Here is a 17,203-nt window from a genome sequence, read left to right on the forward strand (position 1 = left end):
ACCGGCGGGGGGTGCATGATGCCCGGTACCCCGCTGGCGGAGGCATTCGTACGCGTACGAGCCCTCACCGACAAGTTCAAGGACGACGTCCAGAAGGGCTTCGAGGGCGTCGGCGACGACTTCGGCAAGCAGTTCACCCGCGATGCGTCCGCACGCCTGAAGGCCGAGCGGGGCGTCTTCGAGGCCGAAGGCGAGCAGATCGGCGGCGCCTCCGGGTCGGCGGCTGGCCGGGAGTTCGCCGACCGGATGAGGGAAAACGGCGTCAAGTTCGGCGACGACGCCAGCCCCTTCGTGGCCATCGGCAAGAAGCTGGGCGCCGAGGTCGGCGACGCCGCCGGCCGCGAGTTCGCCAAGGCCATGGGCAAGGAGGCGTCTGCAGGCTTCTCGCAGGCGCTCGACCCGATCAAGCGATTCCAGCTCCAGCTCGCGCAAGCGGAGCTGGCGGCGCGACGCATGGGCCTGGCGGCGAAGGAAGCTGCCGAGCGGGCCGAGGCCGCGAGCAAGAAGGCGGCTGAGGCGGCCGAGCAGGTCACCAAGGGGGAACTCGGCAAGGAGGAAGCGACCCGTCTGGCTGCTCTGGCTGCGCGCGAGCAGGAGAAGGCGGAGATCGCGGCGACGACCGCGGCGCTGGCGAAGGCGAAGGTGTCTGAGCGGGCGGCGCAGGTGTCGCAGGCGTACGCGAAGGCGCAGGCTGACGCGAGCCGGGAGACGGACAAGCTCAGCGCCGCTGTCCGGTCCCGGCTCAACCCGGATCTTGACCGGTCCGGCTCGGTGATGAGCGGCCTGCTCGGCATCTCGAAGAGTCTGGGCGGGGCGTTCGCCAGCGCCGCGTCTTCGTTGTCTCTGGTGGGGGCTGGGGCCGCTGGTGTGGCCGGGCTGGGGGCTGCGGCGGCGTCAGCGACCGGGTTCGTGGTGACGCTCGCGGCCGAGCTGGCGCCGCTGGGCGGGCTGCTCGCGGCGCTGCCCGGCGTCGCCTTGTCCGGGGCGGCGGCGTTCACGACGTGGAAGCTGGCCACCGGCGGGCTCGGCGAGGCCATGGGCGCCGCCCTGTCGGGCGATGTCAAGAAGCTGGATGCGGCGCTCGGGCAGCTCAGCGACAGCGGCCGGGCGTTCATCGGCGAGTTCCAGCAGACCATCCCGCTACTGAAGGGCTTCAAGGCCGCCGCGCAGGACGCCTTCCTGTCCCCGATCAGCGGCCGCCTCGCCGAGTGGGCGACGGCCGTAGCGGCGCTCAAGCCTGCCGTCGCCGGGCTGGCCGGCGAGTTCGGCGGCATGGTCCGCACGGTCCTCGACTTCGCGACCGCATCGCAGTCGATCGCCCAGCTCGGCACGGTGCTGGGCGACACCCGCACCCTGCTCGGCGGCATCCGCGAGGCGTTGCAGCCGCTCCTGACAGGCTTCCTCGACCTGGGCGCGGTCGGCACGTCGTGGCTGGCCGGCATGTCGGGCGGACTCACGGACGTGCTGACGAAGTTCGGCCAGTGGATGTCCCGCATCGCGGAGTCGGGTCAGGCGTGGGCGTGGATGGACGCGGGCCTGGTCGTGCTCAAGCAGCTCGGCACCCTGTCCAAGGACCTCGTCGGCATCCTCTCCGGGATCTTCCAGGCGGCGCGGGAGGGCGGCACGAGCGCGCTGGGCGTGCTGGGCCAGCTCGTCTCGACGTTCAATCAGTGGGTCAATTCGGCTGGCGGCCAGCAGGTTCTCGTCACCGTCTTTCAGGCGCTCGACAAGGTCGGCCGTGCCCTGACCCCGGTGATCAACTCGCTGGGCGGGGCGATCGCGGCTATCGCCCCGGAGGCGGCCAAGGTGGCGACCGCTCTCGGCCCGGTGCTGGCCAAGGCGGTCGAAGTGCTCGGCAAGGGCATCGCTGCCATGGGCCCTGGGCTGGTCGCGATGGTGGAGGGGTTCGGCCGCATGGTCTCCGCGATCGGCCCGCTGGAGCCGCTCGGCCGGGCGCTCGGCGACGTGTTCGCCGCCCTCGGTGGCGCGCTGGCGCTGGTGGTGCCCGAAATCGGGAAGATCGCGTTGGCGCTGGCCCCCGCGCTGACAGCTGCTTTGAAGGCACTGGGGCCCGCGCTGGCAGCTCTCGGCCCTGGGCTGGTGGCGGTGGCGCAGTACTTGGCCAAGGCGTTCGCCGACCCCGCCATCGCGGCCGGGCTGCTCGCGCTGGGCAAGGGCATCGCCGACGTGCTGATCGCCGCCGCCCCCCTGCTGCCGGTGATCGCTCAACTGGCGGGCATCCTGGGCCAGGTCCTCGGCGGCGCCCTGACGAATCTCGGCGTGCTGCTGGGGCCGATCATCGCGGCGCTCGGCTCCGCGTTGGAGCCAGCTCTGCGGGCCGTCTCAGGCGCGCTGGGCATGCTGATTCCGCTGATGGAGCCGATCTACAAGGCGTTCGGCGACATCGGCGCCGCGTTGATCACGCAGCTGCTGCCGCCGTTGCTGAACCTCATTCCGGTGATCATCAATTCGGTGATTCCAGCGTTCGCGCAGGTCGCCATGCAGATGCAGCCGTTGATTCCGCTGCTGGCCGACATCGCGGTCAAGTTGATCGAGATGCTGCCGGCCGTGCTGCCGGTGATACCGCAGCTGACGGAGCTGGCTCTAGCGATCACGAGGGTGGGCCTGGTGGTGGCCGAACTGGTGGTCGCCGTCGCGCCGGCCGTCGAGCGGATCATCGGCGTTTTCCAGCACCTGTATGACACGCTGGTCGGCCACTCCATCATCCCCGATCTGATCAACGGGATGACGAAGTGGTTCCGCGACGGAGTCCAGTGGATCAAGGACGCCGTGTCGTGGTTCGGCCAACTGCCCGGCCTGATCGGAGGCTGGATGGGGTCCGTCCTCACCCAGGTCACCTCGGCCTGGAACAACATCCGGTCGACGATCTCGGAGCGGATCGACAACATCCGGCAGACGATCTCCAACACGCTGAACAGCATCAGCGGCAACTGGCAGCAGGCGTGGGACGGCGCCCGCAACTACGTCTCCGGCGCCTGGAACAACATCCGCAACGCCGTCGGCAGCGGCATCAGCTCCGTGCTCGGCACGGTCTCCGCGCTGCCGGGCCAGATCCAGGGGGCGCTCGGCGATCTCGGCGGACTGCTGTACAACTCCGGCCGGTCGATCATGCAGGGGCTGATCAACGGCCTGTACAGCATGTGGCAGGCCGCCTACAACTCCGCCAGCGAGATTCTCAACCACATCCGCAACCTCTTCCCGAGCAGCCCTGCCAAGGAAGGCCCCTTCAGCGGGAAGGGCTGGACGCTTCACTCCGGCCGGTCGATGATGACCGGCCTGGCCGACGGCATCGCGGGCCAGCAGGCAGCGGTCACGGGCGCGCTCGACGGCGTGCTCTCGGCCGGGGCCGCGACGCTGGGTGCAGGGTTGCAGGTGCCGTTGGCGGCGATGGCAGGACCGACGAGTGCGCCGGACTTCGCGGGCCCGTTCGGTGGTCCGGTTGGCGCGTCGCCGGTGGCTGCGGCTGGGGCCCGGGTGGTCAACGTGGAGAACCTGATCGTGCAGGGCGTGCTTGATCCCAGCAGCCCGGTGAGCTACAGGCGGATGGTGGAGCGGCTGCGCGAGGCGATCCGTGAGCTGGAGCAGGAGGAGTACGCCAATGGCTGATCTCCAGCTCGGCCGCCTAGTGCTGCGGGAGACGATGACGCTCACCGAGAGCGCCTACCAGGGGTGGAGCCTGCACATCAACGGCGTCGAGGTCTGCCCGATGATCACACGCGATGAGGTGTGGGACCGCTTCGATGGTGTCCTCGGCGGCCAGGGCGGGCTGGTGCAGGCGATCTGGGAGGAGAAGTCCGAGCGCAACGGCTACTACACCATCTCCAGCGCGTCGGGCGAGGTGAAGGACCGCAAGCGGCAGGGCATCACCGAGATCGCCTGGAAGATTTCGCTGCAGCGGCACGGCCCCGACACCGACGTCGACCTGGAGAGCCGGCTCAGCGGCGCGGTGCGGGCGAACGACTTCTCGCTGACCGGCGAAAGGTGGAGCGCGCCGAGCGTCGGCCACTACGCCTACTACACCGGGCCGACGGCCCCGTCGGTGATGACGCGGGCCAGCACGGACGGGCTGATCACCGTGTATCGCGGCGTGCCGGCCGGGGTGAGCCCGCGGTGGGGCTGCCGGGTGGAGGACTACCTTCGCGGCCGGGTGAGGGTTCTCAACGCGGGGACGGAGCGGGTGGGGACGGCGCACCCGCTGGACGAGGACGGCTGGGAGCTGGCCAACGGGCTCGTCCGCGTCCGGCCCTTGGCTGGCGGCGGGAGCCTGGAGGTCGCCTCCTTCACCGGCGGCGCGTGGCGGCCCAAGAGCTGGTGGATCGACATCGGCGGCACGCAGATCACGAGCTGGGACTCGGCATCGGTGCTGCGCAACGACCTGGAGAGCTGCATCGTACGGCTCGCCGTACGCCGCTCGCCGGTCGGCCGCGCCTACCTCGACCTCACCCTGCGGCGCGGCTCCCGGATCGTGGAGGGGTATCTGCAGCGCGGCGACTCGGGCACCATGTCGGTCTACCTCGCCAGCGCGGAGACCTGCACGGACGCCACCTCGTACGTGGTGCGCTCCACCGACGACGGCAACGGGAACCGGGTCATCGCCGGCAGCGCTCGCAACTTCGACCCGCACGCGAGCGGGGGGCTGACGAAGACCAGTTCGACGGCGATGGACTTCTTCCTCGGCGCGGTGGTCGGCGGCAGCAGCGCGGTGTCCGGAGACCAGGCCACCCACCTCAGAGATCAATACATCGGCGCGCTCCCCGAAGTCGTCGCGGCCGTAAGGAGGTGACGAGTGCCGGTCAACGAGAAGCTCATGGAGCTCGGGTCCTGGCAGCTCACCCTCGTCGAGGAAACCCCCAAGACGATCCTCGACCAGCTCGCCTACTTCGGGCACGTCGCGTTCATAGCCGGCCGCGTGGAGCCCGCACAGTACGGCGACCGGCTCCTCACCATGGCCCGGTATGTGGGCGTCTTCACCGGCAAGGACGTCGACCACATCCGCAAGACCATCGACGGCCAAGGGATGGCCCTGTGGTTGAGCGACAACGACGACAAGGGCGACCTGCTCGAAACCCCCGTCCAGATCAGCGGGGCCACGTTCGCCAACGCCATCCGGGCGATCCTCGGCACGGGCACCGCAGTCGTCGAAGGCACCCTGTACAGCGGGGTCCCGGGCATCTACACCGGCCGGCACGTCTACCAGTCGCGGCGCAAGGCGATCAACTTCATCTGCACCACGATGGGCGCCGAGTGGAAGGTCACCGGGGACGGCAAGCTCGACGCCGGCCCCGCGACGAGCCTGTACAGCGCGACACCGGACACGGTGATCGTCCGACGGCGCCCTAATCGCCACACGGACGGCGACGACCTGACCATGCACGGGCTGCGCGGCGACATGGGCGTCGCCAGCGACGTGGACGACTGGACGTCCCGGCTCGTGCTCCTGGCCGAGGGCCAAGGTGACGCGATCGCGACGGCCGCGGCCAACAACCCGGCCAACCCGTACAAGGACCTGCGCGGCCAGGCGGTCAACCGCGTGCGGGTGATCTCGGAGTCGACCACTGCGCCGGGGAACGCGGCGGCTCGGGCCAGCTACCAGTTGTCTCAGTTCCTCACTCCTCGCAGCGCGATGCGGCTGACGACGGACGACTATGACGTCGAGGGTGCATTCGCGGTCGGCGACTGGGCTTACGTGTACGCCCCGGACGAGGGGCTGGTGGACCCGGCCAACGAGGTCACGTTCAGGGGGGAGCGGATCAACCCGGTCAAACTGCGGATGGTGGGTGCGAGCTGGCCGATCCGCGAGGGGATGACGGTCGCGTACCGGGACTTGAATGGCGGCTGGCTGGATCTGACCCCGTACGTGGATTGGGAGGGCGGGGAGACGACGGTGACCGTCGGCGACCTGCTCCGGGCGTTGTCGTCGGGTGGGCTGGAGCCGGTCGGGGATCGGCCGGTCCCCGACTCGACGATCCCTGGCGCGGTGTCGTGGGATCTGCCGTTCCTGTCCGGCGTCTACCTGGACGCTCTCGGCAACACCCGCGCGAAGATGCTGGTGAAGTGGGATTTGCCGCTCAACGTGGACGGCAGCACCGTCCTCGACGGCGACCACTACGAGATCCAGTCGGGCGTCTCCCCGGCCAGCGACTGGCACACGTCGTACGCGGCGTGGGGCGACCTGCAGGCCATGGTCCTCGACCTGTCGCCCGGCGTCGTGTACGACTTCAGGATCCGCGCGGTCGATTCCTCCGGCAATCAGGGCGCCTGGTCGGCGATCGAGACGGCCGTCGCGAACCCGGACACCATCCCACCGTCGACGCCGGCCGCGCCGACGGTGGCGGCGTCGCTGATCGCCATCCAGATCACGCACCAGCTCGGCAAAGCCTCGGGCGGGACCTTCAACCTCGAACTCGACGTCGACCACCTCGAAGTGCACGTCGGCGCCACGTCGGGCTTCACGCCGGACAGCACGACGCTGCGCGGCAAGGTCGCCGCGAACGCGGGCATGATGCAGGCTCAGATCGCCGCCGTCGGCACGGTGCCGGAGTCGAACACGACGCTGCGGCAGGTCAAGGTCATCGCCGTCGATCAGGCCGGCAACCGCTCGGCTCCCTCGGCCGCCGCGTCCGTGACCGCCCAGCTGATCGACAACGCACACATCACCTCGCTGGCCGTGGACAAGGTGACCGCGGGGACCATCGGCGCGAACTGGATCCTCGGCGCCAACATCGGCACCGCCGCATCCGGGCAGCGCGTCGAGCTGAACGCGAGCGGCCTGCACGGCTTCAACAGCGGCGGCGCCGAGCTGGTGACGCTGTCCAACACGGGCTCGTTCACGCTACGGTCAGCCGCGTCTGGATCGCGCGTGCAACTTGACACCACCGGGCTGAAGGTGTTCAGCGGGTCCGTCGAGGTCGTGTCGCTGCTGGCGACCGGCTCGTTCACCCTGCGGTCGGCCGCAAGCGGTGCGCGGGCCGAGCTGGACACGTCCGGCTTGCGGATCATCAACGGCGGCGGCACGACGACTGTCGATCTCAACGCCACAACCGGCTCGTTCCTTCTACGCTCATCGACGACCGGCAGCCGGATCGTGATCGACCAGACCGGGTTGGAGCTCTACAACTCCGGCGGCGAGAAGGTCGTGGACCTCAACTCGGCGGACGGGTCGGCGCTTTTCGTCGGCACGCTCAGCTCCAGCGTGTCGTCTCAGAAGCGGATGGTCATCAACCCCGGCGGGCAGGAGAGCGAAATCCGCTTCTACGAAGAGTACGACCTGGGCGAGTACCACTACATCACTCAGAATATTGGCGGCACACACATTTTCGAGATCGGCTCGGCGTACCAGTCGGCGAACAAGATTCGTTTCCGCATGGAGTCTCAAGCCGGGTTCGACATTTTGAAGCAAAACTCGCTCGGCGATCGAACTGGCGGCTTCATCTCCAGTTACGGCGAGATGGACATCGGATACCAGGACGGCGCAGAGATCCGGATGAAGGCCGACGACTGGATCGACTTCTTCGGAAAGATGGGTAGCCCGTCGTTCGGCGACCAGATGTTCATGCGGGGAGAGGCGGAGTTCCCTGCGGGCACGACGGGCAGCATCGGGTACGGCTTCACGTTCACTGGCGGACTGCCTGTGCTGACGACCACCATGTTCAACTCGGCCGGCCCGCATGGTGTCTGTGTGAGCTCACGAAGCGATGGCGGGTTCGGTTTCTCCACTACTGGCGGCGCGCCGGGCGTTACGTACCGGGTTATGTTCTGGGTTTGGAAGCAATGATCACACGCGAGATTGTTGATGCGTACATGCATATTGGTGACGACGACACCGAATGGTGGATGATCGCCACAGCTAATCCTGACGGCAGCCACCACGTCTACGCGTTGCCCGCATGCACTTTCGAGAACCTCGCCGCCGAGTACGGATTCGACGCCGACGACATCGACCATTTGCTTAAGGTGGCGATGCTGCAGCTCCACATCCCGCACCTGCTGCCCAAGGAGAATGCCGCCAAGGACCCGGCCGCCGCCAAGGGGCTGGTGCATCAGGGCAAGCCGGTGACCCTGGGGAACGCGGCCACCACCGCGCAGGCGCGTGAGGCGCACCTGGAGCGGATCGCGTGGGTGGAACAGAACGCCGTCAGGGTGGTTGACCCAGTGCCAGGGCGGAAGCGGACGTCACCGGCGGGAAACGCGCTCGCTGCCGACACCGTCGAGGTGGAGCCGCACGAGCGGCTGCGCGCCCTCAAGCAGACCTACAAGCCGGACCCGCGCCGCATCGAACGCACTCGCCGGCATCTTGCCGCCAAGCTCAGGAGGGACATGTAGATGGGCATCAGCGTGGATCTCAACGCCATCGCCGCACGCCAGCGTCAGCGTCTCGCCGACGCGCTGTACGAGCTGGACGCCGTCAGCGTCGCCTTGGAGGACGTCACGGCCGAACGTGACGAGGCGCGCGCCGAGGTGGAACGGCTGCGCGCCGCGCCCGACGCCTAGTACCGGGGCGGGTACGGCGGCTGATGCTGCTGCTGGACAGGGACCGTCCGCTTCACCTTCCAGCCGATGAACGTGACCGGGATCGCGACGAGCAGCCAGAGCCCGATCGTCAATATGGCCAGCCACCAATGCAGGAACACCCACAGGCAGCCGTGCACGATCGCCGTGATGGGGTTGAAGCCCCGCTCCCGCACGGTCACCATCTGCACCGGCCCGTACTGCGGGCCCGGCACCGGCAGGTGCGGCTGGCTGTACGGCTGCGGCTGGTACGGCTGCCCCCCGTACTGAGGCCCTGACTGGCCGTACGGGTCGTTCGGCTGCTGCGGATAGCCCACGTTGATCTCCAATGGCCGGGCATGTGAGACGCCTCCAGCATCCCCCGGGTTTACCCGCACCGCATGTCCGGATCCGGACACCTGATCGTGCCGCCCGTCTGCTGAGGGTGCGGGGCGGGCGGCACCCACCTTCCCTGGCCCGGCGAGGAGTGACGTGACTGATGCGCCATCCCCTGGCGAACTCTCCCGCCGAATCGACGGGGTGACCGCCATGTACGCCCAGCTCGTCACCCGAACCGAGTACACCGCCGAGCAGCGTCTGGTCGAACGCCGGTTCGCCGAGGTCGAGAAGGACGTCGCCGACTTGCAGCGGGTGCTCGCCGAGGACATGCGGGCGATGAAAACCAGCATCGAGGCGGCGGCGGAGAAGCGGGGCAGCAACATGCGGCAGGCCGTCTACGCGGGCGTTCTGCCGGCGGTGCTCGTCCTACTGGGCATCGTGGTGCAGATCTGGATCGCCTTGCGGGGGGCGTGATGGGGCAGCATGTGCGCCGGCTCGGGCGTAACTGGGTGCTGTTCGCCGCCGGGGCGACCCTGTCGGTGCTGGCTGTGGTCGTGTCGTTCCAGATCCACTCGTTCGGGGAGCGGCTCCGCCAGGCGGAAGACGACCGGGCCGTGCTGTCCGATCAGGTGGAGCGTCTCGGCGGGGTGCCGCTCGTGTCCCCTTCCGCGTCCCCGGGGCCGCGTGGCCAGCGCGGGCAGACCGGGGCGACAGGGACACCCGGCGTGTCCGGGCGCCCAGGCAAGGACGGGACCGATGGCACGGCGGGCCCTACGGGGCCGCCTGGCCCGACCGGTCCGCAGGGTAGTCCTGGGCCTCGCGGCGAGCCTGGCGAGACCGTGACGGGCCCTCCAGGCGCGCAGGGCGATCCCGGTGAAGACGGCCAGGACGGCCGGGACGGCGCCCAAGGCCCGAAGGGCGACACCGGCGAGCCGGGACCGCGCGGGGACCCCGGGCCGCCGCCGGCGGGCTGGAGCTTCACCTACCTCGGCGTCACCTACCAGTGCGAGCCGGCCTCGCCCGGATCCACCACCTACACCTGCAAGCCGGGAGGCTGACATGAAGATCGTGACCCGCGCCGGCTGGAAGGCCCGCACCCCCGAGAACGTCCTCACCGTGCCCTGGTCGGTCCGGACTGAGTTCTTCGTCCACCACACCGACGGGCCCCGCGACCAGAGCATCAAGTCCATCCAGGACTTCCACATGGGCCCGCAACGCGGCTGGTCCGACGTGGGCTACAACTTCCTCGTCCGCGACGACGGCACCATCTACGAGGGCCGCGGCTGGCTCGTCGTCGGCGCGCACTGCCCCGACCACAACCGGACCGGCATCTCGGCCGCGTACATCGGCGACAACAACCCCACCGACGCGGCGAGGCGGTCCATCCGCTGGCTGTACGACGAGGCGTGCCGGCGAGCTGGCCGAAAGCTGCGCAAGCTGGGCCACGGCGACTGCTACCCGACCGAGTGCCCGGGCCCGAAGCTGCAGGCGTGGGTCGACGCGGGTATGCCGGTCGCCGCGGCGGAGAAGGCGCCGAAGGTCGTGGTCAAGGACGGGATCCCGCAGTGGCCAGGCCGGACGCTGAAGGTGGGAGAGCCGATGCAGCGCGGCGACGACGTCAAGATGTGGCAGGCGAAGCTGGCGAAGCGCGGCTGGGCGATCGACGTGGACGGCTGGTACGGGCCGGCGTCGCGGACGGTGTGCCGGGGTTTCCAGAAGGCGACCGGGCTGCCCGCGACGGGCGTGGTGGACAGGGCGACGTGGGAGATGACGTGGTCGTGGCGGCCACCTGAGAAGTGATCGACGACCTGGCCCGGCTGTACCTCCAACGACAGCACGGGTCTCCCACCTGCGGCGATGACGCCCGGGTTCCAGATTTCCGCCCCCGCGCGAGGGGCGGCGCATCCCCTGAGGAGGGGCCCATGCAGGTCAAGATTTTCGGGCACGAGCCCGCCGTCATCCTGTACGTGATCAACGCGGCGGTCGCGTTCCTGGTCACCATCCCCGCGGTAGGCCTCACCGAGGAGTCGTCCGGCTGGGTGATGACCATCGCGTCCGGCGTGGTCGCCCTCATCGTCGCTGTCCTGACCCGGCCGTGGGTCGTCTCCGCGCTGACTGGCGCGCTGTCCACCGTCCTGGCCGGGCTCGCGAGCTTCGGGCTGCCGTTGACGGAGCAGCAGTCGGGCGCGTTCGTGCTGCTCGTCTCGGCGGTGCTGGGTCTGCTGCTGCGGGCGAACGTGTCGCCGGCGCCCGCCACGTCGTCGTATCCGCCGGGCATTCACGCCTGAGCTTGCCTAGGCCGTGCCCACCGGCCCAGGTATGAGAAAGCCCCCGCCACCCCGTTCGCGGGTGCGGCTACGCTGTGGCACCCGCGCGAGCGGCATAGCGGCGGGTTGGCCATCGTGCTGGCCTGACTCCGGGCGCGTCCCGGACAAGGAGCTCGGCTCCGCACGGCGAACGGCCCCGCACCTCTACGGAGGTGCGGGGCCGTTTTCGCGCTGTCCGGTCGCGGGTGGGTTCGAGCGCACCACCTCAGAGGAGGTCGCACACCTCATCGTGGCGGTGGGTCTCCGGATCACCGGACTCGACGTGGTCATAACAGGTGACGCCGGACACCTGCTGGCCGGAGGCGTTCCACCACTCGCCGCCCTTCTGCGCGGGGGACCGGCGACCGCAGCACACGCAGTGCTCCACGGCCGGACCAGGGCAGGTCATCATGGTCTGGCTGGGCATTGCCGTCTCCTCTGTGCTCAGCGGTGCTGTCTGCTACGCGAGGGCCTTTTCCAGGAGACGGCGGACCGTGGCGGCCCGCTTCTCGCCCGGGAGCGCGGCTGCGTCCACCCGGGTTTGCAGGTCCTCGCCGAGGCGGATGTTGATCGGCTCGCCGATCTTCGGCCGGCCCGGACCGGACTCCTCTTCCAGCTCGCCGAAGTGCTTCTCCACGACGTCGTCGTGCTCGCACGTCAGCAGCCACTGGCGGGCCCGGTCGGAGCTGATGAACTCGTGGGTGGTCTCCCGGCCCTGCCACTGCGACCAGTGCTTTAGGACCCATCGCCCCGACGTGGTCCGGTAGAGGGCCTCGTGCTCGAACTGTCCGCCGGCCACGAGGCTGACGTGGTTGTTGCCGTCCCAGCGGGTTGCCTCCTCGAACCGTTCGGCCTTCTCGGGGTCGAACCAGCCCTCCAGGATCCGGCCGTCGTACTCATCGAATCGGTAGACGTTCGTGCGTGCCATGAGCGATGTCCTCTCAGATGGTGATGGTGATGACCCAGTGGCCCTGGTCGTTCTTGGTGGCCTGGACCTTGCCTTGGGCGGCCCACCGCTGGACGGTGCGGACGGAGACGCCGAGAACGGCGGCGGCCTCGCGGGTGGTGGCTTCCGTCCCCTCGGGCTCGGGGAGCAGGGCGTCGATCTCGGCGATGCGGGCGAGGAGCTGCTCGCGCTCGGCCAGGAGCGCGTCCACGTCCACGTTGCTGGTCTCGCCGACGATCTCGTAGCTGTCCTCGCGCTCCAGGCTCAGAGTGGCGCGGGGGATGTCGCGGACCTCTACGATGACGTCGGTGCCGGCGTCGATGTTCGGGTAGCGCATGCTGCCGCCGCTGCTGGCCAGCTTGCCTTCGATGAGGACGACGTTGGCGGCGAGGCGGACTGCGTCATCGCGTCCGGGGCGGTGGGCGATGCGCTGGCCGGCGAACTTGGCGAAGTTGTCGTACTTGCTGCCCTCGTGGTCGGCGAGGCGGACCCGGACGGTGACCAGGTCGCCGCTCTCGACGGGGTTGCCGTCCGTGCCGTACACCTGGCGGCACAGGTCGCGAACGCGCTGCTCGTCGCGGGCGTCGAACGTCCACGCCTTGGCGTAGCCGTCCCACTTGCCGCCGATGGTCTTGGCCTTGGTGACGAAATCGGCGTCGTAGGGGGAGATGACGCTGGTCTTGCCGTTCTCGGTGGTGACGGTGACGCTCATCGCCCGACTCCTTAGCGGTGATTTCCGATACCGTTAATGTAGTGGAGCATGAAGCAATAAGCAATACCGTTTATTAGATAGATGGGGCCCGCCACTCCGTAGGGAGCAGCGGGCCGTTTCGTGCTGTAGATGACCGTGGAGCGGGTAGCGACCCTTTCGGACGATGCGGAGCACCTGGCGGGGGCCGTGGCCGCGGTCGAGCACGATCGGCTCGACCTCGATGCCGTCAGGGCCGTACCACCTGCTCACGCCGGAATGCTACGCCGAAACGGACACAAAATCCCACACCGGACACGCTGCGGATGGGGTGCCGCTCGTAGCCGCCGGCCCGGCGCGCGCAGTCCACGCCGGGAGCCTGGGCACTACCAGAGGTAGTGCAGATACACCTGGAATGCGGGCAGCATGAGGCGCATGTCCTTCAGCTCGCCGTTAAGCAGATCGACCACGGCTTCGAGGATCTTCATGCCGTCCGGGCCGGTGACCTGCACGGAGCGGCGCGAGTGCCGCACGCCGCCCTCGTAGATCCAATACCAGCCGTCCCCATTTTGGACGAGGCGGTATGTGCCCGTCCTGGGCACCCACCACCCCGAGCTCGGGCTCACGGCCGGTCTCCCGCCGTGAACGGGATCTCGCGCGGCATGTCCCTGGCGTAGACGGCCAGAATCCGCAGCATCGCCCCCTTGGCCACGACATCCTGCCGATCGTTGCCGGTGGCGGTGTCGCCGCTCCCCTTGTGACGCAGCCGGTAGCTGCCGTCGCCATCCTCGGTGACGTCGCATTCCGGGATCTCCGGGACTGCCGCAGAGGGCTTGTCGTCAGCGGCTGCGCTCGTAGAATCGGCCATATCGCACCTCCGATGTGCGATCTCGGGCCCGCAGGCGGTAGCACGCCAGGCGGGCCCTTTCACGTTCAAGGCCGTTTGATCGTATGACGCGGTATGACGCGGTGTACAGCGGCAGGCCGCTACCTGGATATATGTGCAGCTCAGGGCCGCTCTAGCGTGGTCGTATGGCTGGTGAAGTGGAGGTCCCGGAGTGGGATCCGGACGCGACGCGGGTCGTCTACGTGTACGAGGCGCTCGCCGACCACATCGCGCTCCGGATCGAGGCCGGCCACTGGAAGCCGGGCAATCCGCTGCCGGGTGAGCGCGCCTTGTCGGAGGAGTACGGGGTCGCGCTCGGCACGATCCGGCGCGGCCTGGATGTGCTGCGCGAGCGCGGGCTGGTGGTGACGTTGAAGTCCAAGGGGACGCTCGTGAAGCCGCAGGAGTCGCCGAGCGGGCAGGAATGAGTGAGCCCCGGCCGTCGAGGAGACGGTCGGGGCTCTCGTACGTGTGAGCTCTGCAGCTCTCGCAGCGTCTTACCTGGTCACGCTTCTCCTCGGGCGGTCGTGAGCTGAAGGACGGGCTTGGCGATGTCGCGGTGCTCAACGTGAACGTGCGCGCCTGCCTCGCGCAGCTCGGCGGCGATCTCTTCGGCGACCGCGACGGATCGGTGCCGGCCGCCGACGCAGCCCGTGGCGATGCTCACCGGCAGGCCGGCCACGAGCAGCCCGCAGGTGAGGGCGGCGGTGTGGTCGATCAGCGTGCGGGCGCCGGGGGTGTCGAGGACGTGCTGCCGGACCTGCTCGTTGAGGCCGGTCAGGTAGCGCAGCGCCGGGTCGTGGTGCGGGTTGCGCAGGTTGTGCCGCAGGTCGAGGGTGATGTGCGCGGTCGGTGCGGGGGCGTGGCCGTACCCGAACGAGCTGATGGTGACGTTCATCGGCTGGCTCCTGCCGTGGCGGGCGTGCGCGGCACGTACTCGTTGTTGAGGTCGGCGGCGTAGACGGTGCGGCGGCAGTGCGCGCACCGGTAGACGATCGGCCCCTCGTCGAGAGGGCTGGCGCAGCGCGGGCAGTTGGGCGTCATCACGCACGCTCCTCACTGATCAGCGCGAACGCCGGCGCGTCGTAGTCGCCGTACATCTCCTGGATCTCGCCGATCCGTTCCTGCAGCTCCTGCTCGGTGATGGCGTGGCACTCGGCGAGCACGTCGACGATCTCCTGCATCGCGGCGAGCGCATCTATCGAGGGGGAGCCGAGGTAGGTGCGTGCCGCCGAGATGAGGATCTCGACGAGCAGCCGCTGGTGCTCCTCCCCTTCGACGGTCCGCACCACGACGGAGACTCCCTGGGTGCGCAGGTGGTCGAGCAGCTCGGACCGGATGAGTCGCGGGCCGGCGGATGGGGGGCTGGTGTTGATGGTGGTTGGCGTCATGATGGGGTTGCCCTTTCTGATCTGGATGGATGAGCAGGGGTGTGCGGGCGCGCCCGCCGCGGGACTTCTTGGCGGATGACCGCGGTGGTGCGCGCCCGTTCCGTTGTCAGTCGTCGGCGAGGTTCGCCCGGTAGCCGTCAGCGATGTGGGCGAGTGCTTCCTTCACGGTGTTCCCGCATGTGGCTGCGATCGCCGCAGCGGCACGCATGTCCGTCTTGTCGAACGGCCAGGTGTTGTTGTCGCTCATGTTCGGCGTCCTTCCGGTTGGTGGATGTTCATCCGTACGGCGCGCCCGTACGGAGTGGGGTGAGCCTGTACGGGCATGGCCGTACAGGTCAGCGGACAGCCCTTAGTACGGGCCGCGCGTCGCCCGTACGGGACGCCTCCTCGGCACCCGTACGGGTGGCGTCCGGAGCCTCCGTACGGGGCTCGTCCGCGACGTCCGTACGGGAGCCCGTACGGACGTCTTGCGCCGCATCCGTACGGGCTGGCGTACGGGTCTCGGAGGCGGCCTGCATGCGGGGCGTTTCGGCCGCACCTCGGGCGTCCTCGCGGGCATCCTTAACGACCTTCTCGCACCAGGAGCGGCCGTAGCCGGTGCGCGCCATCAACGCCTCGTAGTCAGGCTTCCAGTCATCCCCCGTCGTCGCGATGTCGCTGGCCAGCTCGGCAACCAGAGCGTCACGGTCGACGGTCGCGGGCGGCGTCTTGACCAACGTCTTGGGGGGCTTCGGGGCCGTAGTCGCGGTCTTGGCCGCTGCGGCGCGGGCAGGCTTAGGGGCGACCGGGCGGGCGGGTTCGGTCCGGTCCTCATCTCCCGTACGGGGCTTCTGTGCGGGCTCCTCGGCGCCCGTACGGCGGGCCCGTACGAGGCTGCTGTCGTCCGTACGAGGAGGCTCCGTACGGGGCCCGTACGGGGGCGGCGTACGGATGGTCTCCGGCGTCCGTACGGGCTCGGGCAGCGCCGGGCGTACGGGCTCCGGAGCGGGGGTCCGTACGGGTTCGGCGACCACCGTCGTACGGGTCTCCGGAGCGCTCTGCGTACGGACGGACGCGGGCTCCGTACGGCGGGTCTTGCGCCGGCCGAGGGCCTCGCTGATCGCCTCAATCAGGATGATCAACAGGTGGAGGCTGAGCGCCAACGCCACCGCGGGAATCGCGGAGACGGCGCCCTGCTGCCACCCATCCAGGTCCACCGCAGCCCCCTTGGACTGGGTGGCGTGCAGGGCGTTGCACGCGATCGAGATGATCACGCCCGTCAAGACGACGAACCAGGCGTAGCCCGTCTTCTTCTCCAGCATCTTCAACACGAGGGCGGCCATCGTGCCCACCGTCATCGCGCCATCCACACTGACCGGCATCAGCCAAGACAGACCCCGGTCGATGTGGGCGGCTTCCGACACGGCGGTGATGGCGTCGAAGGACAGGACGAACGCCCCCACCACGACCGCGATCAGCGCAAACACCGCCACGGCGATCATCGTGACGAGCTTGCCGTCGAGCTTCGGCGTCTCGCTGTGGTCCAGGCTGTTCACGGGTATCTCCTCGATGGGATATGCAGGCTGAGCTGGGGTTACGCGGGGACGTCGCCGCTGATGAACCGGCCTCGGTAGGGGAGCTTTCGGCCGGAACGGATGTGGCTGTAGGCGGCGGCGTAGGTGTCGCCGAGCTCGTCCGGGGCGGCCATCAGCCGGTTCGTGGCGTACTCGACGCGGCGCAGGGCGGCGTACAGGATCTCCAGGGCCGCCTGCAGGGCGACGACGTAGTCGGTGGGCGTGTGCTCGTCGACCAGCGCCAGCCGCTCCTCGCAGTCGGCGATCATGCTTCTGATCTGCGACGCTTGGGCGGACAGCTCGGCTTCGAGGTCGACGAGCGCGTTGATGAAGTCGATGTCGTTGCGCCACGGCCCGGTCGCCGTGCAGGCGGTCATGCCGAGGGTGACGGCGGCGGCGATGACGCTGCGGTAGCTTGCCGCGGCCAGGCCGGTCGCGGCGCACCTGCCGACCATGCTTGTGGCGGTGTGGGCGTGGTCGGTGGTGTCGGCCAGGGCGACTGCTGCGTTCAGGATGGACATAACTCCTCGATTCCGTAACTCTCCGTAGGTTCGATCAAGCTTTAGAGGGGCGTTGAAGGCGATCG

General features: G+C 69.1%; 22 protein-coding genes. 10 read left to right on the forward strand and 12 right to left on the reverse strand.

All coding sequences use genetic code 11. The features are described from left to right. Positions 1 to 18 precede the first annotated feature (18 nt). Genes ACIBG4_RS40770 through ACIBG4_RS40790 form a run of 5 tightly spaced genes read left to right on the forward strand, consistent with a single transcriptional unit; the run spans position 19 to position 8,511 of the window. Entirely contained in the window at positions 19 to 3,627 is a 3,609-nt protein-coding gene (locus ACIBG4_RS40770) for a hypothetical protein (protein WP_397207832.1), read from the forward strand. Continuing rightward, positions 3,620 to 4,804 carry a hypothetical protein gene (locus ACIBG4_RS40775; protein ID WP_397207834.1) on the forward strand — a complete coding sequence of 395 codons (1,185 nt, stop codon included), beginning with the start codon at positions 3,620 to 3,622 and terminating at the stop codon, positions 4,802 to 4,804. Before ACIBG4_RS40770 ends, ACIBG4_RS40775 begins: the two co-directional genes overlap by 8 nt. A gap of 3 nt (positions 4,805 to 4,807) precedes the next feature. Beyond that, positions 4,808 to 7,795 carry a hypothetical protein gene (locus tag ACIBG4_RS40780; RefSeq protein ID WP_397207837.1) on the forward strand — a complete coding sequence of 996 codons (2,988 nt, stop codon included), beginning with the start codon at positions 4,808 to 4,810 and terminating at the stop codon, positions 7,793 to 7,795. Further along, the gene (locus ACIBG4_RS40785; RefSeq protein ID WP_397207839.1) at positions 7,783 to 8,343 is read left to right on the forward strand and encodes a hypothetical protein; all 561 of its coding nucleotides are present in this window, start codon (positions 7,783 to 7,785) and stop codon (positions 8,341 to 8,343) included. Before ACIBG4_RS40780 ends, ACIBG4_RS40785 begins: the two co-directional genes overlap by 13 nt. Beyond that, positions 8,344 to 8,511: a hypothetical protein gene (locus ACIBG4_RS40790; RefSeq protein ID WP_397207841.1), complete on the forward strand. Its 168-nt coding sequence runs from the start codon at positions 8,344 to 8,346 to the stop codon at positions 8,509 to 8,511. Here the strand turns inward: ACIBG4_RS40790 and ACIBG4_RS40795 are convergent. Then, entirely contained in the window at positions 8,508 to 8,858 is a 351-nt protein-coding gene (locus ACIBG4_RS40795) for a hypothetical protein (protein ID WP_397207843.1), read from the reverse strand. The two genes, ACIBG4_RS40790 and ACIBG4_RS40795, sit on opposite strands and share 4 nt — an antisense overlap. Positions 8,859 to 9,000: 142 nt before the next feature. Here ACIBG4_RS40795 and ACIBG4_RS40800 point away from each other — a divergent pair, with 142 nt between their 5' ends. The 4 genes from ACIBG4_RS40800 to ACIBG4_RS40815 all read left to right on the forward strand — a co-directional run bounded on the left by ACIBG4_RS40800 (position 9,001) and on the right by ACIBG4_RS40815 (position 11,135). Further along, positions 9,001 to 9,321, forward strand: a complete 321-nt coding sequence (locus ACIBG4_RS40800) for a hypothetical protein (RefSeq protein ID WP_397207845.1) — start codon at positions 9,001 to 9,003, stop codon at positions 9,319 to 9,321. After that, complete coding sequence (locus ACIBG4_RS40805; protein WP_397207847.1) at positions 9,321 to 9,905, forward strand: hypothetical protein; 585 nt, start codon at positions 9,321 to 9,323, stop codon at positions 9,903 to 9,905. The genes ACIBG4_RS40800 and ACIBG4_RS40805 overlap by 1 nt, the downstream gene beginning before the upstream one ends. Before the next feature lies 1 nt (position 9,906). After that, positions 9,907 to 10,647 (forward strand): N-acetylmuramoyl-L-alanine amidase, encoded by a 741-nt coding sequence (locus tag ACIBG4_RS40810; protein WP_397207849.1) that lies wholly within the window; start codon positions 9,907 to 9,909, stop codon positions 10,645 to 10,647. Between the two features lie 122 nt (positions 10,648 to 10,769). Beyond that, the gene (locus ACIBG4_RS40815; protein ID WP_397207851.1) at positions 10,770 to 11,135 is read left to right on the forward strand and encodes a hypothetical protein; all 366 of its coding nucleotides are present in this window, start codon (positions 10,770 to 10,772) and stop codon (positions 11,133 to 11,135) included. Positions 11,136 to 11,379: 244 nt separating this feature from the next. Here the strand turns inward: ACIBG4_RS40815 and ACIBG4_RS40820 are convergent, their stop codons facing one another. From ACIBG4_RS40820 to ACIBG4_RS40840, 5 genes are all read right to left on the reverse strand, one after another. Beyond that, the gene (locus ACIBG4_RS40820; protein ID WP_397207853.1) at positions 11,380 to 11,580 is read right to left on the reverse strand and encodes a hypothetical protein; all 201 of its coding nucleotides are present in this window, start codon (positions 11,578 to 11,580) and stop codon (positions 11,380 to 11,382) included. Between the two features lie 33 nt (positions 11,581 to 11,613). After that, on the reverse strand, positions 11,614 to 12,081 hold the full coding sequence (locus tag ACIBG4_RS40825) for a hypothetical protein (protein WP_397207855.1): 468 nt from the start codon (positions 12,079 to 12,081) through the stop codon (positions 11,614 to 11,616). A gap of 13 nt (positions 12,082 to 12,094) precedes the next feature. Continuing rightward, positions 12,095 to 12,811, reverse strand: a complete 717-nt coding sequence (locus ACIBG4_RS40830; RefSeq protein ID WP_397207857.1) for a helix-turn-helix domain-containing protein — start codon at positions 12,809 to 12,811, stop codon at positions 12,095 to 12,097. Positions 12,812 to 13,173: 362 nt separating this feature from the next. Next, a complete protein-coding gene (locus tag ACIBG4_RS40835; protein WP_397207859.1) occupies positions 13,174 to 13,413 on the reverse strand; it encodes a hypothetical protein in 240 nt (79 codons plus the stop codon). Beyond that, positions 13,410 to 13,655: a hypothetical protein gene (locus tag ACIBG4_RS40840; RefSeq protein WP_397207861.1), complete on the reverse strand. Its 246-nt coding sequence runs from the start codon at positions 13,653 to 13,655 to the stop codon at positions 13,410 to 13,412. Before ACIBG4_RS40840 ends, ACIBG4_RS40835 begins: the two co-directional genes overlap by 4 nt. 164 nt (positions 13,656 to 13,819) lie before the next feature. On the opposite strand from ACIBG4_RS40840, the gene ACIBG4_RS40845 reads away from it, so the two are divergent. Next, a complete protein-coding gene (locus ACIBG4_RS40845; RefSeq protein WP_397207863.1) occupies positions 13,820 to 14,101 on the forward strand; it encodes a GntR family transcriptional regulator in 282 nt (93 codons plus the stop codon). Positions 14,102 to 14,178: 77 nt separating this feature from the next. Here the strand turns inward: ACIBG4_RS40845 and ACIBG4_RS40850 are convergent, their stop codons facing one another. The 6 genes from ACIBG4_RS40850 to ACIBG4_RS40875 all read right to left on the reverse strand — a co-directional run bounded on the left by ACIBG4_RS40850 (position 14,179) and on the right by ACIBG4_RS40875 (position 17,138). After that, on the reverse strand, positions 14,179 to 14,571 hold the full coding sequence (locus tag ACIBG4_RS40850; protein WP_397207865.1) for a hypothetical protein: 393 nt from the start codon (positions 14,569 to 14,571) through the stop codon (positions 14,179 to 14,181). Next, the gene (locus tag ACIBG4_RS40855; RefSeq protein ID WP_397207909.1) at positions 14,568 to 14,720 is read right to left on the reverse strand and encodes a hypothetical protein; all 153 of its coding nucleotides are present in this window, start codon (positions 14,718 to 14,720) and stop codon (positions 14,568 to 14,570) included. Before ACIBG4_RS40855 ends, ACIBG4_RS40850 begins: the two co-directional genes overlap by 4 nt. Continuing rightward, a complete protein-coding gene (locus ACIBG4_RS40860; protein ID WP_397207867.1) occupies positions 14,717 to 15,064 on the reverse strand; it encodes a hypothetical protein in 348 nt (115 codons plus the stop codon). Before ACIBG4_RS40860 ends, ACIBG4_RS40855 begins: the two co-directional genes overlap by 4 nt. 106 nt (positions 15,065 to 15,170) lie before the next feature. Continuing rightward, entirely contained in the window at positions 15,171 to 15,311 is a 141-nt protein-coding gene (locus ACIBG4_RS40865; RefSeq protein ID WP_397207869.1) for a hypothetical protein, read from the reverse strand. An 88-nt stretch (positions 15,312 to 15,399) separates the two neighbouring features. Then, entirely contained in the window at positions 15,400 to 16,599 is a 1,200-nt protein-coding gene (locus ACIBG4_RS40870) for a DUF2637 domain-containing protein (protein WP_397207871.1), read from the reverse strand. Between the two features lie 38 nt (positions 16,600 to 16,637). Continuing rightward, complete coding sequence (locus tag ACIBG4_RS40875; RefSeq protein ID WP_397207873.1) at positions 16,638 to 17,138, reverse strand: hypothetical protein; 501 nt, start codon at positions 17,136 to 17,138, stop codon at positions 16,638 to 16,640. Positions 17,139 to 17,203 lie beyond the last annotated feature (65 nt).

Source organism: Nonomuraea sp. NPDC050383 (assembly GCF_044459125.1).
In the GTDB taxonomy this organism is placed as follows: domain Bacteria; phylum Actinomycetota; class Actinomycetes; order Streptosporangiales; family Streptosporangiaceae; genus Nonomuraea.

What these genes read in the sequence shown, in the direction of transcription:
- ACIBG4_RS40770 (WP_397207832.1), top strand. Translation starts at nt 19, where the DNA reads ATGCCCGGTACCCCGCTGGCGGAGGCATTCGTACGCGTACGAGCCCTC.
- ACIBG4_RS40775 (WP_397207834.1), top strand. Translation starts at nt 3,620, where the DNA reads ATGGCTGATCTCCAGCTCGGCCGCCTAGTGCTGCGGGAGACGATGACG.
- ACIBG4_RS40790 (WP_397207841.1), top strand. Translation starts at nt 8,344, where the DNA reads ATGGGCATCAGCGTGGATCTCAACGCCATCGCCGCACGCCAGCGTCAG.
- ACIBG4_RS40805 (WP_397207847.1), top strand. Translation starts at nt 9,321, where the DNA reads ATGGGGCAGCATGTGCGCCGGCTCGGGCGTAACTGGGTGCTGTTCGCC.
- ACIBG4_RS40810 (WP_397207849.1), top strand. Translation starts at nt 9,907, where the DNA reads ATGAAGATCGTGACCCGCGCCGGCTGGAAGGCCCGCACCCCCGAGAAC.
- ACIBG4_RS40815 (WP_397207851.1), top strand. Translation starts at nt 10,770, where the DNA reads ATGCAGGTCAAGATTTTCGGGCACGAGCCCGCCGTCATCCTGTACGTG.
- ACIBG4_RS40820 (WP_397207853.1), bottom strand. Translation starts at nt 11,580, where the DNA reads ATGCCCAGCCAGACCATGATGACCTGCCCTGGTCCGGCCGTGGAGCAC.
- ACIBG4_RS40825 (WP_397207855.1), bottom strand. Translation starts at nt 12,081, where the DNA reads ATGGCACGCACGAACGTCTACCGATTCGATGAGTACGACGGCCGGATC.
- ACIBG4_RS40830 (WP_397207857.1), bottom strand. Translation starts at nt 12,811, where the DNA reads ATGAGCGTCACCGTCACCACCGAGAACGGCAAGACCAGCGTCATCTCC.
- ACIBG4_RS40840 (WP_397207861.1), bottom strand. Translation starts at nt 13,655, where the DNA reads ATGGCCGATTCTACGAGCGCAGCCGCTGACGACAAGCCCTCTGCGGCA.
- ACIBG4_RS40845 (WP_397207863.1), top strand. Translation starts at nt 13,820, where the DNA reads ATGGCTGGTGAAGTGGAGGTCCCGGAGTGGGATCCGGACGCGACGCGG.
- ACIBG4_RS40850 (WP_397207865.1), bottom strand. Translation starts at nt 14,571, where the DNA reads ATGAACGTCACCATCAGCTCGTTCGGGTACGGCCACGCCCCCGCACCG.
- ACIBG4_RS40860 (WP_397207867.1), bottom strand. Translation starts at nt 15,064, where the DNA reads ATGACGCCAACCACCATCAACACCAGCCCCCCATCCGCCGGCCCGCGA.
- ACIBG4_RS40865 (WP_397207869.1), bottom strand. Translation starts at nt 15,311, where the DNA reads ATGAGCGACAACAACACCTGGCCGTTCGACAAGACGGACATGCGTGCC.
- ACIBG4_RS40875 (WP_397207873.1), bottom strand. Translation starts at nt 17,138, where the DNA reads ATGTCCATCCTGAACGCAGCAGTCGCCCTGGCCGACACCACCGACCAC.